General features: G+C 56.1%; 11 protein-coding genes and 1 tRNA gene. 8 read left to right on the top strand and 4 right to left on the bottom strand.

Translation table 11 applies throughout. The features are described 5' to 3' along the window. Positions 1-20: 20 nt before the first annotated feature. Complete coding sequence (locus H8527_RS08335; protein ID WP_187547302.1) at positions 21-2,180, bottom strand: TonB-dependent receptor; 2,160 nt, start codon at positions 2,178-2,180, stop codon at positions 21-23. A 473-nt stretch (positions 2,181-2,653) separates the two neighbouring features. Between H8527_RS08335 and H8527_RS08330 the strand changes: the two genes are divergently transcribed. After that, positions 2,654-4,513 carry a glycoside hydrolase family 16 protein gene (locus H8527_RS08330; protein WP_187547299.1) on the top strand — a complete coding sequence of 620 codons (1,860 nt, stop codon included), beginning with the start codon at positions 2,654-2,656 and terminating at the stop codon, positions 4,511-4,513. Between the two features lie 206 nt (positions 4,514-4,719). On the opposite strand, the gene H8527_RS08325 is transcribed toward H8527_RS08330, so the two are convergent. From H8527_RS08325 to H8527_RS08315, 3 genes are all read right to left on the bottom strand, one after another. Next, positions 4,720-6,249 carry a peptide MFS transporter gene (locus H8527_RS08325; RefSeq protein WP_187547298.1) on the bottom strand — a complete coding sequence of 510 codons (1,530 nt, stop codon included), beginning with the start codon at positions 6,247-6,249 and terminating at the stop codon, positions 4,720-4,722. 79 nt (positions 6,250-6,328) lie between these two features. Continuing rightward, the gene (gene uvrA / locus H8527_RS08320; RefSeq protein ID WP_187547296.1) at positions 6,329-9,160 is read right to left on the bottom strand and encodes an excinuclease ABC subunit UvrA; all 2,832 of its coding nucleotides are present in this window, start codon (positions 9,158-9,160) and stop codon (positions 6,329-6,331) included. Positions 9,161-9,232: 72 nt separating this feature from the next. Further along, positions 9,233-9,922, bottom strand: coding sequence for a gliding motility-associated C-terminal domain-containing protein (locus H8527_RS08315; RefSeq protein ID WP_187547294.1), 690 nt, complete (start codon positions 9,920-9,922; stop codon positions 9,233-9,235). A gap of 112 nt (positions 9,923-10,034) precedes the next feature. Between H8527_RS08315 and H8527_RS08310 the strand changes: the two genes are divergently transcribed. From H8527_RS08310 to yidD, 7 genes are all read left to right on the top strand, one after another. After that, positions 10,035-10,116 (top strand) — tRNA-Leu (locus H8527_RS08310). Positions 10,117-10,371: 255 nt separating this feature from the next. Then, positions 10,372-11,664 (top strand): methionine adenosyltransferase, encoded by a 1,293-nt coding sequence (gene metK / locus H8527_RS08305; protein WP_187547292.1) that lies wholly within the window; start codon positions 10,372-10,374, stop codon positions 11,662-11,664. Between the two features lie 17 nt (positions 11,665-11,681). Continuing rightward, positions 11,682-12,257 (top strand): TIGR00730 family Rossman fold protein, encoded by a 576-nt coding sequence (locus H8527_RS08300; protein WP_187547290.1) that lies wholly within the window; start codon positions 11,682-11,684, stop codon positions 12,255-12,257. 13 nt (positions 12,258-12,270) lie between these two features. Beyond that, on the top strand, positions 12,271-13,257 hold the full coding sequence (locus tag H8527_RS08295) for a DUF4271 domain-containing protein (protein ID WP_187547288.1): 987 nt from the start codon (positions 12,271-12,273) through the stop codon (positions 13,255-13,257). Between the two features lie 42 nt (positions 13,258-13,299). Further along, positions 13,300-14,031, top strand: a complete 732-nt coding sequence (locus H8527_RS08290) for a uroporphyrinogen-III synthase (RefSeq protein WP_187547286.1) — start codon at positions 13,300-13,302, stop codon at positions 14,029-14,031. Positions 14,032-14,124: 93 nt separating this feature from the next. Next, entirely contained in the window at positions 14,125-14,538 is a 414-nt protein-coding gene (gene rnpA / locus H8527_RS08285; protein WP_187547284.1) for a ribonuclease P protein component, read from the top strand. A gap of 5 nt (positions 14,539-14,543) precedes the next feature. Beyond that, positions 14,544-14,765, top strand: a complete 222-nt coding sequence (gene yidD, locus H8527_RS08280) for a membrane protein insertion efficiency factor YidD (RefSeq protein WP_187547339.1) — start codon at positions 14,544-14,546, stop codon at positions 14,763-14,765. Positions 14,766-14,780 lie beyond the last annotated feature (15 nt).

Genomic DNA, 14,780 nt, shown 5'->3' with positions numbered 1-14,780 from the left:
AAAAAGTATGAATGATAAGTTTATTTCAGCAGATAGCGGAGTTTGACGGCAAAGTTGCGGCCGGGCAGCGGGCGGTTGAGTTCCGACATCACGGCGCGGTCGGTCAGGTTGCGGAGTTTGGCGCTGAGCGTCCAGCGGCGGTGGCCGAAACTATGCTCCACACCGAGGTCGAAGGTCAGGGAGGTGGGTATCTTCCGACTTTGATATTTGCTCATTTCGAAGTCGTAGAAATACTCGTGGATGTAGGACGCATCGAGGAGGAAGCGGGAGCGCTGTCCTCGTCCGCCGAAGAGGTTGTTGCGGTGGAGTTCAAAACCGAAGTTGGCCATGGTGTAGGGCACGTTGGGGATGCGCTTGTCGTAGGTCGGGTTTTCCACCGTCGTGCCGGGCGTGAAGCGGCGGCGGTCGCGCAGGTCTTGGAGGGTGACGTTGGCGTAGAGGTAGAGCCAGGAGAGGGCGTCCCACTTCACTTCGCCCTCAATGCCCATCGTGCGCACCTTGCCGAAGTTGCGGTAGCGCGCCATGGTGGGTATCATGTCGGGCATAAAGCGTATCATGTCGTCGAGCTGACTGAGGAAGAGGTTCACCTCCGCTTCGAGCAGTCCGCCCCGCTCGTTGTTGTGGTGGAAGAGCGCCCCGAAGTTGAGCGCCTTGTTGCGTTCGGGAGCAAGGTCGATGGAGGGGAGGATACTGTAGCCGTTGCCGATGAGCTCCTCGCTCGTCGGGACGCGCACTTCCGACGAGGCCGCCATCTTGAGCATCCATTGGTGGTCGAGGCTGTAGCGCACCGCCCAACTGGCGCCCCAGCGATTTTGGTCGATGCGCACGGGTACGGGCTGAGAGATGTAGAAGTTTTGGAGCATCTTGGCGCGAGAGTTCACCCAGAAGTTTTTGAGGGTGAAGGCACTCTGCAAGTGGCCGTCGAGGAGGGTGAGGTCGTAGGAAAGTCCCGTGATGAGGCTCGACAAGCGGCTGTTGAAGTTGGCCGAGAAGCCCAGCGCCTTGTCCATCGGTTCGTTCTTGGGATGGAGCACGGTGTTGGTGGCGTAGAGGTTGAGGTTGAAGGCGTGGACGGGGTTGAGGCGATATTCCAGATTGAGTTTGCTCATGAAGTCGTGCGACACATGCCGTCCGTCCGAGGGATAGTTGTTCGCTTCTCCGCCGTGGGGCGAGAGGGAGGGGATGCGGTTGCCGTCCCAGTCGTAGCGCGTCTTGGCCAGGTCCTTCAAGCCGTAGCGCCCGAGGTTGTAGGCCACGTCCCAGTCGAAGTCGAGCCCTTGGAGGAAGAAGTTGTCGCGCTTGGCGTTGAACGTCCACACCACCGACTGCGCGTGGTTGTAGGCTTCGCGGATGTCGTTGTCGAAACCCTGCACCCCTTGGCGCGTGTAGAACCCGATGAGTTCCGATTTCAGTTCGTCAAACCACCCTTCTTTGGCCGTGAGCGATGTCCCGACCATGAGTTTTTCGAAACGGTCGTTGTTGCGACGGATGCGGCGGTTGCCGAGGGTGGCGAGCGTCATCTCATAGTCGTTGTCCGACGAAATCCAGCCCCCACCGGCTCCCCATTGCAGATGCGTGCCGGGGATGCGATGCTTGTAGATGGTGTTGAAGCGGTGGGTGTTGTAGCTTCCCACCTCGTAGGACGCGTCGAAGTAGTGTTCCGGATACTCCTTCGTCACCACATTGACCGCACCGCCCAGCGCACTGCCGCCGAGCTTGTAGGGCACGATGCCTTTGTAGATTTCCACGCGCTCAATCATGTCGGTCGGGATGTCGTCGATGTTCACAAAATTGCTCATCTGACCCATCGCCGCTTCGTCGACAAACATGCCCATGCGCTTTCCTTCCAGTCCGCGCACCGAGATGCGCGAGGCACTGCCCACACCGCCGGTGGCGCGCACCGTCACGCCGGCCACGCGTTGCAGCACGCCGTTGAGGGAGGAGGCCGTGCCTTCCAGTTGTTGCAGCCCCAGCACGCTCACCGTGAGCGGTGCCACCTTTGTGCGGCGGGCTTCGGACATGCCCATCACGGTGGCTTCGCCCAGTCGGCGCTCGCGCAGAGGCGCTTTCGTGGTGGTGCGTGTGCTGTCTTCGGGCAGGCCGGCTACTCCATGAGGCAACGTCTGCGCACCGGCACAGCAAGCACTCAGGAAGAATAAAGGGAGTATTTTTAGTTGCATATAACGGTATTTATTCGTCCTGCAAAGATACAGACTCCCTTTGGGGCACACAATCCCCAATTTTGGGTAAAGCGCACTCCTTTTTCACCGGAGCGATACCCACATGTGGCGATGAACGGCGAGTGGGCGGGGCGAAACTGCCCGCCTTCCGGTGGCAATGCTCACGGAAGTAGTTTTCGTCTCTTCACGAAGGGACGAATGTCTCTTCGTGAAGGAACGTTTGTCTCCTCGGGAAGGGACGAACGTCTCCTCGCGATGGGACGTTTGCTGCTTGCCGTTCCGAAGCGCACGGAAGTAACGTGCCGAGGAGAAAGTCGTTAGGAGACATTTGCGCATTCCTCTTAATTTCGTACCTTTGCACCATACTCATCGGCAGAATCTTGCTGCGGCCATCGACAACGTCTTGCTGCAGCTACCGTCCGATGGGCGTTTTTATCGAATATTCACCCCCACCATCCCCCCTCTCTTTTACCATGTCCTTCCCCTCTCTTTTCGCTTTCTGTGCCCTCCTCACCGTGACGCCCTTTGCGGCAGCAGCACAGACCTCCGGCGACTATGCGCTGAACTTCGACAAGTCGCAAACCATCACCCGCAACGACCGTCTGCTTCGTGCCGTCACTCTACAATCGGCCGACGGACCGCAAACCCTCAACGTCGGCACGCGGTTTGTCTACAACGACCTCACGGCACAAGCCTTCACCGCTCTGCCCGGCGACAAGGTGCAAATCCGCTTCAACTACCAGTCGGGCGCATCGCCTTGGATGCACGGATATGTCTATCTCGACCGCAACAATGATGGGAGCTTCTCGGCCGACGAACTCGTGTCTTACTCCTATGCCGATGGGAAGAACTCGCTCGGAGAACCCATCGCACAAAACGGCGGAGGCTGGGGAAACGCCCTCCAACCACCGGCATTCCAACTGCCGAACGACCTTGCCACCGGCAACTATCGCCTTCGTGTGAAAATTGATTGGAACAACACCGATCCCGCAGGGGCTTTGGGCGAAGACGGCACCATTACGGGCAACAACAGCATCGTGGTCAATGGCGGCGCCGTGGCCGACTTTACGCTCAGTCTTCACCCCACCGCCTATCCGCAGGTGAGCCTGCAACTCGACACCCGCCACGCCAACCTCTATGCCGAGCGGGGCGCGCTTCCCTTACAACCTCAGCGCGGGAAAGCGCTCAAAGTGCGGGTCGTGCCGGTAGAACCCTCTTACGAAGTGGAAGAACTTTCCGTGCGCTATGCTCAACAGCAAGAGGGAGCGGCCGAAGGCGAAACGCGGTGGGAAACCCTCGCGCTCACAGCGAACGACCAAGGCATCGTCACCCTTCCGGCCGAAATTATGCAGGGGAGGGTGCAGCTCACCGCCCACTACAAACCCACTCGTCATTCCAAATACCTACCCGTTTTCAGTGAAGAGTTTGAAGGCGACGACAACACCCAGCCCAACGATAAATTTTGGTCGCGCACCCTCCGCAGAAAATCCACTTGGAATCGTTTCTGCTCGGATGATGATGCTGTCGTCTTTTTGAAAAACGGCGAACTCGTTTGCCGCGCCATGGCCACTCCCGAACGTCTTAAAGGTGTAGAAGAGAAGTCCTTTATCAGCGGAGGAATCAGAAGCGAAAGCAAATTCTCCTTCTGTTACGGCCGCGTCGAAGCCCGCATTTTCACGCATCCCCACAAGGGCAACTTCCCCGCCTTTTGGATGATGCCCCAAGACAATAGCAAAGGTTGGCCGAACGCCGGAGAAATCGACATTTGGGAGCAAATCAACGAGGAAAGCGTGTCCTACCACACCCTCCACTCCCACTGGACTTACGACCTCAAGCACAAGTCTGACCCCACCTCGGCCGTGCAGGGTCGCAACATCGACTACACCGCCTACCACACCTTTGCCGCAGAGTGGACGCCCACTCTCATCACTTGGTACGTGGACGGCGAGAAGGTGGGCAGTGCACCCAAAAGTACCAACGCCGATGCCTTGGCCAACGGCCAGTGGCCGTACACGGCTCCGTTCTACCTCATCCTCAACCAGAGTGTGGGCGATGGCAGTTGGGCCGGACATCCCGACCCGGCTTTTGTCTACGAAACGCGTTTCGACTGGGTGCGTGTCTATCAGACGGCCGAACAAAACCCCACCCTCACGGGCATCGACACTGTCTTGGCCGACCCTGACCCCGACGCTTGGGATACCACCCCCAACGGCCGTCCCGATGCGCGCACCGCTTCTGCCTTCTGGTACGACCTCTCCGGCCGCCGCGTCCTCAACCCTGATGCCTCCCACGGTGTACTGGTGAGAAAGGGCGAAAAGCGCCTCGTCTTCTGACACATTTCCCCCGCTTTTTGAACGTACACTTTTTGAACACATCACCGATCAAAGCTGCCACTGAAATGCCACCGCGGGCAGAGAAGCACTGCGCCTCTCTGCCCGCGGTGGTGTTTTTTGGGGTCTTGTAGGAGGGGAAAACAACAAGAGGGTATGCCCGCACGTGGGGCATACCCTCTTGGAGGATGTTGGCGCTTCGCGGAGGTTTAGGACACCTTTTCGAGGCGCTTCATCTGCGAGAAGATGAAAATGAAGGAAAGCACGCACAAAGCGATGAGCACACCCCAAACCACGGTGAGCGAGAGGCCGCCCCAGAGGTAAGCAGGAATTACGGTGAGGAAGTTACCGATGGCCGTAGCCACAAACCAGCCGCCCATCATCATACCCTTGTATTTGGGAGGAGCTACCTTCGACACGAACGAAATGCCCATGGGCGAAAGCAGAAGTTCGGCAAACGTCAGAACGAGGTAAGTCGAGATGAGCCAGTTGGGAGAAACGCGTGCCACTTCTCCTCCTGCATCAATCGCCGCTTTTTGTTCGTCGGGAGTGGCCAAGCCCATCGAGCCGAAGAACATAATGCCGAAACCTACTGCGGCCACGAGCATACCATAGGCAATTTTGCGAGGAGCGGAAGGTTCTTTACCGATCTTACCCAACCAACCGAAGAGGGCGATGCTCACGGGAGTCAAGCCCACCACGAAACTGGGATTGAATTGCTGGAAGATGGGAGCATCGACAGCAACGGCACCGGAAATCTGCGTATATTTGTAGTAAAGCGCACCCAAGGCTGCAAACACAATGAGCGTTGCGATGCCTTTGCCCTTCGTACTCTTACTCTGCACTACGGCAAAAGCGGCATAGATGGAAACGATGACTAAAACAATGTTGATGACATCGAAGAACATGGATTGTACTCCCGTGGCAGAAGTGGCCACATAGTCGCGCGCGAAATAGGTGAGGGTAAGTCCGTTTTGGTGGAATGCCATCCAGAAGAAAATCACCACGGCAAACACGAGGCAGAGTGCCACGATGCGTGCTCTCGTTTCAGAAGCCGAAAGTTCGGGGGCTGTGGTTTCTTGAGCTGCGGCCACATTTTTCTTTGTGCCGCCTTCCACATGACGGAAGGTGGAGCGGAAAGCAAAATAGATGGCGATGCTCACGATGAGCGAAAGACAAGCCACGGCAAAAGCAAAGTGGTAACTATCGGCCTTGGAGTAACCCATTCCGTTTTGAGCATAGTCCATAATCTTTACGGCTGCGGTGGGTGCAAAGAGGGCACCAATATTGATGGCCATATAGAAGAGGGAGAAGGCAGAGTCGCGCTTACCGGCCAATTCGGGCGAATTGTACAGGTCGCCCACCATGACTTGCAGATTGCCCTTAAAGAGGCCGGTACCGATACAAACAAACGTGAGTGCTCCCACGATGGCTGCAACTGCCAAATTGCCGGCACCAAGAGGAACAGCCAAGAGCATATAGCCAAAGAACATGATGATGATACCAATCGTCACCATACGGCCATAGCCGTATTTATCGGCCAAGATACCTCCAATAAAAGGAAGGAAATAGACGAACATGAGGAAGGTGGAATAGAACGATCCGGCTACACCGGCACTCCATCCGAAGTTTTCCTGCAAGAACAGCACGAACACGGCCAACATGGTGTAGTAGCCGAAACGCTCACCAGTATTGGCGAGGGCGAGGGCAAAGAGCCCTTTGGGTTGTCCTTCAAACATAACGTAGTAAGGGATTTAGGGGTGAATAATGGATTGAAATGATTTTTTGTCGAGAGAAAAAAATAGAGGCTTGTGCGACTCAGTGCTTGAGTTCTTCCTTCAAGAATTTCGCGGTAAAGCCCTTTCCGGCTTTGATGACTTCTTCGGGCGTTCCGCAAGCGATCAGTTGTCCGCCGCCGCGTCCGCCTTCGGGACCCATATCGATGATATAGTCGGCCACTTTGATGACATCGAGGTTGTGCTCAATCACGATGACGGTGTTGCCTTTCTCCACGAGTTGATTGAGGACGCCGAGCAGCACGCGGATGTCTTCAAAATGCAGTCCGGTGGTGGGTTCGTCGAGGATGTAGACCGTCCGACCGGTGTCGCGCTTGGAAAGTTCGGTGGCCAGTTTGACGCGCTGACTTTCGCCGCCCGACAGCGTGGTGCACGACTGCCCGAGTTTCAAATAACCCAGTCCCACTTCCTGCAACACTTTGATTTTATGGAGGATATTGGGCACGTTTTCAAAAAACTCCACAGCTTGGTTGATGGTCATATCAAGCACATCGCTGATGCTCTTGCCTTTGAAGCGCACTTCGAGCGTTTCGCGGTTGTAGCGCTTGCCGTGGCAGGTTTCGCACGGCACGTAGACATCGGGGAGGAAGTTCATCTCGATGGTCTTGTAGCCATTGCCCTTGCAGGTCTCGCAGCGTCCGCCTTTGACATTGAAAGAGAAACGTCCCGGCTTGTAGGCGCGGATTTTTGCTTCCGGCAGATTGACAAAAAGGCTGCGGATGTCAGCAAAAACGCCGGTGTAAGTGGCCGGATTGGAGCGCGGTGTGCGTCCGAGCGGACTCTGGTCGACCGCCACTACTTTGTCGATATGTTCCAACCCTTCGATGCGGTCGTAGGGCATAGGTTCGCGCAAGGAGCGATAGATGTGTTGCGAAAGAATGGGCAGCAGGGTGTCGTTGATGAGGGTCGATTTTCCCGAACCCGAAACACCGGTCACACAAGTGAGGGTGCCGAGAGGGAAGGTCACGTCAACGCCTTTGAGATTATTGCCGCTTGCGCCAAAGATGCGGAAGGCTGTGCCGTTGCCCTTACGGCGAGTGGCGGGCACTTCTATTTGGCGTTCGCCGGTGAGGTAGCCGGCGGTGAGGGTGTGGGTGGCGAGCATCTCCCGAGGTGTCCCTTGAAAGACGACTTCCCCGCCTTTGCGTCCTGCTCGCGGCCCGATGTCGATCACGTAGTCGGCCGCCAGCATCATATCTTTGTCGTGCTCCACGACCACTACGGTGTTGCCGGTGTCGCGCAACTGCTGGAGCGAACGAATGAGCCGCACGTTGTCGCGCTGATGCAGGCCGATGGAGGGTTCGTCGAGGATGTAGAGCACATTGACCAACTGTGAGCCGATCTGCGTGGCTAAACGGATGCGCTGGCTTTCACCGCCCGAAAGCGTCATCGTGGCGCGGTCGAGGGAGAGGTAGTCCAGCCCGACATCGAGCAGAAAGGACAAGCGCGAACGAATCTCTTTGAGAATTTCGGTGGCGATGGCCGCCTGTTTTCCGGTGAGTTGCGTTTCCAAATCGGCCAACCATTCGGAGAGTTCGCCGATGTCCATATGGGCGAGTTCAGCAATGTTTTTTCCTCCGAACTTAAACGACAGCGCCTCGCGGTTGAGTCGCTGACCCTGACAGTCGGGGCAGGTGGTGGTGCTCGAAAACTGGTCGGCCCATTTCTGAGCGGCCGCCGACATTTCGGCATCGGCCATCTGCTGAATGTACTTCACCAATCCGGCAAACTCGACATAATAGTCTTCGCTTGTTTTGGCGATGGAAGCAGGAATGCGCAGGCGGTCGCCCGATCCGTTGAAGATTTCGCCCATCGCCTCTTCGGGAATATCCTGAACAGGGGTGGTGAGGCTGCAATCGTACTTGAGCAGCACGGCCTCGATTTCCCAGAAGATGAGGGCATTTTTGTATTTTCCCAATGGTTCCAACGCTCCCTCTTTGATACTGAGGGTGGGACGTGGACACACTTTTTCGCGGTCGATGACATTGACGTAGCCCAACCCTTTGCACTTGGGGCAGGCGCCTTGTGCGGAGTTGAACGAGAAGTTGTGGGGAGCCGGCTCTCGGTAGGCCAATCCCGTGGTGGGACACATCAGCCGCTTCGAGTAGAAGCGCACGGCGTCGGTGTCGGCATCGAGGATGAGCATCAGTCCATCGCCTTGTTGGAGGGCTTGTCGCACGCTCTTTTTCAAGCGCTCCTCGTCCTTACTCTGTACGCGGAGCTTGTCGATGACCACTTCGATGTCGTGATTTTTGTAGCGGTCGAGGCGCATACCGTGTTCCACGGATCGGAGTTCGCCATCGACGCGCACGTTGAGGAATCCCTTTTTGCGAATGCTCTCAAAGAGTTCCTTGTAGTGGCCTTTGCGCTGTTTGACCAAGGGCGCAAGGAGATAGACCTTGCGGTCGGCATAGTCGGTCAGGATGCGCTCGAGGATTTGCTCCTCGGTGTACTTCACCATCTTCTCCCCGCTGATGTAGGAGTAGGCATCGCCCGCACGGGCATAAAGCAAGCGGAGGAAGTCGTAGATTTCGGTGACGGTGCCGACCGTGGAGCGCGGATTTTTGTTCGTAGTCTTCTGCTCGATGCTGATGACGGGAGAAAGTCCGGTGATTTTATCGACATCGGGACGTTCGAGATTGTCGAGGAAGTTGCGCGCGTAGGCCGAAAAGGTTTCAATGTAGCGGCGTTGTCCTTCGGCATAAAGGGTGTCGAAAGCCAGCGAAGACTTTCCACTGCCGCTCAAACCGGTGATCACCGTCATGGCGTGGCGCGGGAGGGTGACATCGACGTTCTTCAGGTTGTGAACGCGCGCACCGAGGATTTCTATTTTTCCTTTGTCTTGTGAAGTCATTGTGGTGTTGCTGTTTCTTCAAAAATAAGCGGTTTTCGCGGTATTTCTTAAAGCCGTTTCAGAACATCTGTTTTAAGAGCCGCCCGTCCCGATACTTTTGCGCAACAGATTGATGGTCTTCTTGATGTCGTAGCGCACCCCATCGGCTCCTCGTGCTTTGACCACGAGGTAGTAAGCGCCATCGGGCGCATCACTGCCGCCGGAGCGACCGTCCCACCCATCGGCGGGATTGCCCCATTCAGCCACCTTCTTGCCCCATCGGTTGAACACCATCGCTTTGAACTCCACCAGGCTGCGGTAGCCTTCTTTGGCACGGAACACATCGTTCGTGCCATCGCCATTGGGGGTGAAGGCATTGGGCATTTCGAGTTTGCTTTCTGTGATGACGATGCGGAAGGGCGTGTCCATCTCGTAGGAAACAGTGTCCTTCCCCAACACAAAGGAGGCCAACAACTGCACCCTAAAACTACCGCTTTGTGCGAACGTGTATTCGGTGTTTTCGTCGTAGCGCAGCAAGAAGGGGGTGCTGTCGCCGTCTTTCAGAAATCGCCATTCGTAGAGCGGTGTTCGTGCTCCTTGATTTTCGGGATGAGCCTCAAAGCGCACGTGGAGAGGGGCGCCCCCTTCGTAACTGCTCTCTTCGCTCGTCGTGCCGTCGGCGGCGACAATCTTCATCACCGGTGCAGCCGTGGGTACAAGACTTTGCCCCCACACAGCGATTGGGAGCAGAAAAGCCAGCAAAAGGAAGAGAGTTTTGTTCATTCGAAGAGGAGTTTAAGATGCAAAAATACCAATTCGTGGGAGAAAGACAAAAAATATTGTCTGTTTTCTTTGTACTTTTCTCAAATAGCAGTACTTTTGCAGGCGGAAAACCGCGCCTGTGGCGAAATTGGTAGACGCGCCAGACTTAGGATCTGGTGTTGCGAGACGTGTAGGTTCGAGTCCTATCAGGCGCACAACAAGGTGTTTCCACTCCCTTTTTTCGAACGAGGACAGATTTGACTGCTTGCAACCTCAGAAAAAAATGCTAAAACGACCCGCATGCCACTTAGTGCTGCGCCCTCGTTCTTCTTCTCGGGAGAAGAAAAAGCTACTTTCTCTTGCACCTCCATCTGCTTCGTTCTGCTTTTGCCACTCCGGCAACCGGCAGGCGTTTTTTGTTTATAGACGTGCGCCGTTTTTTCTCAACGTTTCAAAACAACAACAGCACAATGGCTTATCTTTTCACCTCCGAATCGGTGTCGGAAGGACACCCTGACAAAGTAGCAGACCAAATCTCCGATGCCGTTCTCGACGAACTTCTGGCGTTCGACCCCACCTCTAAGGTGGCTTGCGAAACCCTCGTCACCACCGGCCAAGTGGTGGTGGCGGGCGAAGTGAAGTCCGATGCCTACGTCGACCTCCAAGACACCGTGCGCCGCACCATCCGCCGCATCGGCTACACCAAGGCTGAATACAAGTTTGACGCCGACAGCTGCGGTATTCTCTCGGCCATTCACGAACAGAGCGAAGACATCAACCGCGGCGTGGAACGCATCAATCCCGACGAACAAGGCGCCGGCGACCAAGGCATGATGTTCGGCTATGCCAACAACGAAACCGACCGCTACATGCCCCTCCCTCTCTCCCTGGCCCACGACATCCTCATCGTCTTGGCCGACATCCGCCGCGAGGGCAAGGTGATGACCTATCTGCGCCCCGACTCTAAAAGTCAGGTCACCGTGGAGTATGACGACAACGGATGTGCCACCCGCATCGACACCATCGTTGTGAGCACCCAGCATGACGACTTCATCAGCGCCGAAGAGGCCGGCAGTCAAGCTGCTGCCGACGAGCAGATGTTGGCGAAAATTCGCAAAGATGTCATCGAAATCCTCATCCCCCGCGTCCTCAGTGGTCGCGTCACGACTCCCGAAGTGAAGGCCTTGTTTGCACACAGCGACATTAAATATCACGTCAATCCCACGGGCAAGTTTGTCATCGGCGGCCCTCACGGCGACACTGGTTTGACGGGTCGCAAGATTATTGTTGACACTTATGGCGGCAAAGGTGCTCACGGCGGAGGTGCTTTCTCCGGAAAAGACCCCTCCAAAGTGGACCGTTCGGCCGCTTATGCCGCACGCTACATCGCCAAAAACATGGTGGCTGCCGGCGTGGCCGACGAAATGCTTGTCCAACTGGCTTATGCCATCGGTGTGGCCGACCCTGTGAGCGTCTTTGTCGATACCTACGGCAAGAGCAAGGTGGCGCTGAGCGATGGCGAGATTGCCGAAAAAATCAAAACCCTCTTCGATCTGCGCCCTGCCGCCATCGAACGCACCCTCAAGCTCCGCCAGCCCATGTACGAAGAGACTGCCCGCTACGGCCACATGGGACGCCAAAATCGCATCGTCACCAAGACTTTCCAGCAGCGTGGCGAAGCCCCGAAAACCCTCGATGTCGAACTCTTCACCTGGGAAAAGCTTGACCGCGTGGACGACATCAAGAAGGCTTTCCAACTCTAACATTTCTAACGCTGCGCATGAACATCACCATCTATGCCGCCTCCTCGGGTCAAGTGCCCGAAGTCTACAAGCAAGCTGCCGCCGAACTGGGAACACTCCTGGTTCGGCGCGGCCATACCCTCGTCAATGGTGCCGGCTGTACCGGACTGATGGGCGCCACCACTGATGCCGTCTTGGCAGCCGGTGGGCGTGCCATCGGAGTCATTCCGCAGTTTATGTTGGAGCAAAACTGGCAGCACACCGGAATGAGCCGACTCATCGTGACGCCCGACATGCACAGCCGCAAAGAGACGATGGCGGCCCAAAGCGATGCCTGCATCGCCTGCCCCGGTGGGGTGGGGACGCTCGAAGAATTGCTCGAAATCATCACTTGGAAGCAACTTGGACTTTATGGCAAACCCATCGTTATTCTCAACACGGCCGACTTCTTCACACCGCTGTTGGAACAGTTCCGCCGCTGCACCGATGAGCACTTCATGCGTCCCGTCCACTGCGAAATTTGGCGCGTAGCCTCCACTCCCCTCGAAGCCATCCGCCTTTGCGAAGAAACGCCCCTTTGGGACAGTTCCGTACGAAAATTTGCCGCGCTCTGACACCCCTTAATCCATGACCGACTCCCTGCACATCGAAACGCCCGCCCTCACCGCCTCTCAACCGGTTGCCCCGCAGCCCGTTGAGCACTTGGTCATGGAGCCGGCCGACTCCACCCTGCAAGCCTATTTTGCGGGAGAACCGGCCATGCTCCGGCGGTTTGTCGTGGAGCGCAAGTCGGTGGAAAATTGGGGATTTCCGCTCCCGAAGGATAGTGTCTTCTTGGCCGAACAGCGAAGCTTTTGGGACTCACTTTCGCGCGAAATCACTTGGCAGCACGAGTCCGTGCCCTATCGCCCCGACGGCATTGCCGGCGACCCTGTGCCCTATCGCTTTCGCAACGACGATTTTGTCACTTCAGCCCTGATGCTCAGTTTCTTCCTGCTCGTTTGGGTGATGGCTTCGTCGTGGCGCTTCCTCCGTGAGGTTGCGAAGGACTTCTTCTACCATCGCCTCCGTCCCAACCTCTTCACCGACCGCGCCAACACGGTGTTGCGAGGGCGCTTCTTTTTGGTGGCGCAGGCGTGTTTCATGCAGGGCATCCTCTTCTTCGACTACACGCAGAAGCAGCAGCCCGAAGTCTTCGCCCAAGTTTCGCCCTACACCCTTCTGGGCGTTTCGACCCTTATTTTTGGAGTGTACTATCTGACCAAGGTGATGTTCTACCGCATGGTCAATCTCACCTTTTTTTCGCCCGAGCGCAACAAGCAATGGGACGACCACTTGCTCGTCTCCATCTTGGCCACCGGTGCCCTCCTGTTGCCCTTGACGCTGCTCGTTGTCTATTTCGACTTGCCGTTTCGCGAAACCCTGATAACTTACGTTTTGCTTATGGCGATTGTCAAAATGCTACTCTTTTATAAGGCTTATCGCATCTTTTTCAGCACCTTGATAGGCAATGTACATTTAATTTTGTATTTTTGCGCCCTTGAAGTCGTACCCATTTTGATACTTTGGATGACGCTTCTCGCCTCCAACCGCTTTTTGATGGCCAATGCTTGATGGCCAATGCCTAACCCATCCCCTCCCGATACACGATAGAAGATGATCAAAAAAATTCTCGTTTCTCAACCCGAACCGTCATCTGAGAAATCCCCCTATCACGAAATTGCCGGCAATCTCGGCGTGGATTTCACCTTCCGTCCTTTCGTCAAAGTAGAAGCCATCGAAGCGCGTGAGTTTCGTGCACAAAAGGTCAATATCCTCGACCACACCGCCGTGGTGTTTAACTCGAAGAATGCCATCGACCACTTCTTCAACCTCTGCAAAGAGCTTCGCATCACCCTGCCCGAGGACATGAAGTATTTCGGCATCTCCGAAAAGGTCATTCTCTACATCCAGAAGTACGTGCAATACCGCAAGCGCAAAGTCTTCTACGGAACGAGCGGACGATGGCCTGAACTTCTCACCGTGATGGGTAAGCACAAGAACGAAAAATACCTCATCCCGCATGGCGAGGACACCTCGCTGGAAGTGGCCGGACAGTTCGATGCCAAGAAAATCAAGCACACGGAGTGCGTCATGTTTCGCACCGTGCAGACCCACTTCGAACCGGATTTCTACAAAGACTACGATTTGATACTCCTCTTCACGCCTGTCGGGGTGCAGAGTCTCATCAACAACTTCCCGGACTTCAAGCAGGGCGACATCCGCCTCGGATGCTTCGGCGATGCCACCGCCAAAGCCATGGAAGACGCCGGGTTGCGTGTCGACTTGAAAGTCACCGGTTCCATTGCTGAGGGCTTGGACACCTACATCCGTGAGGTCAACCGATAAAGCACACAGCCATCAAGCTCTCAGGAGGTTGATGGCTGTGCCGTTTTTTTTAGGGTTTTCTCTCTACTCTTTTTCTCTATTTTCTCTTGCATCATGCGCTTCACCTTTCCCAAACCCGAACACCTCTGTCGCCAACGCGACATTGATGCCCTCTTCACCCCCGAAAGCCGTTCGGCCGTGGCCTTTCCGCTGCGGATGCTGGTGCGCGAAGTGGCACACACCGACCCTCACGCGCCGCGTGTGCAGGTGCTGGTGAGCGTGTCGAAGCGCAAGTTTAAGCACGCTGTCGACCGCAACCGCGCCAAGCGCCAACTCCGTGAAGCCTATCGGCTCAACAAACATCTGCTGCTCAATGTGTTGCCCGAAGGCACTGCTCTCCATGTGGCCTTCATCTGGATTGCCGACGCTCCGCAAACCAGTGCCCTCGTGCACAAGCGGATGCAGACCCTCCTCCACCGCACCGCCGACCGCTATTGTTCACCACAGCCCATCCCCGCTGCACCATGAATAGGATTTTTCGCCTCCTGGCCGAACTGCTCATCCTCCCCATTCGGTTCTATCGGAAATTCATTTCCCCCCTCACGCCGCCCTCCTGTCGCTACACCCCCACCTGTTCGGAATATGCCGTTGAGGCGCTGCGCAAGTATGGTCCTTTCAAAGGAGGATGGCTCGCCCTGCGGCGCCTCCTGAGTTGTCACCCTTGGGGTGGCCACGGCTACGACCCCGTGCCCTGACGTGCGGTCCCATCT

The sequence above is a fragment of the Alloprevotella sp. Lung230 genome (genome assembly GCF_014385435.1).
GTDB lineage: Bacteria > Bacteroidota > Bacteroidia > Bacteroidales > Bacteroidaceae > Alloprevotella.
The sequence above is the reverse complement of the archived record's forward strand: the minus strand, read 5'-3'. Positions and strand labels throughout refer to the sequence as shown.

Coding starts and splice junctions, on each gene's coding strand:
- rnpA (WP_187547284.1), top strand. CDS start 14,125: ATGCGCTTCACCTTTCCCAAACCCGAACACCTCTGTCGCCAACGCGAC.
- H8527_RS08330 (WP_187547299.1), top strand. CDS start 2,654: ATGTCCTTCCCCTCTCTTTTCGCTTTCTGTGCCCTCCTCACCGTGACG.
- H8527_RS08325 (WP_187547298.1), bottom strand. CDS start 6,249: ATGTTTGAAGGACAACCCAAAGGGCTCTTTGCCCTCGCCCTCGCCAAT.
- H8527_RS08295 (WP_187547288.1), top strand. CDS start 12,271: ATGACCGACTCCCTGCACATCGAAACGCCCGCCCTCACCGCCTCTCAA.
- H8527_RS08290 (WP_187547286.1), top strand. CDS start 13,300: ATGATCAAAAAAATTCTCGTTTCTCAACCCGAACCGTCATCTGAGAAA.
- H8527_RS08315 (WP_187547294.1), bottom strand. CDS start 9,922: ATGAACAAAACTCTCTTCCTTTTGCTGGCTTTTCTGCTCCCAATCGCT.
- H8527_RS08300 (WP_187547290.1), top strand. CDS start 11,682: ATGAACATCACCATCTATGCCGCCTCCTCGGGTCAAGTGCCCGAAGTC.
- metK (WP_187547292.1), top strand. CDS start 10,372: ATGGCTTATCTTTTCACCTCCGAATCGGTGTCGGAAGGACACCCTGAC.
- uvrA (WP_187547296.1), bottom strand. CDS start 9,160: ATGACTTCACAAGACAAAGGAAAAATAGAAATCCTCGGTGCGCGCGTT.
- H8527_RS08335 (WP_187547302.1), bottom strand. CDS start 2,180: ATGCAACTAAAAATACTCCCTTTATTCTTCCTGAGTGCTTGCTGTGCC.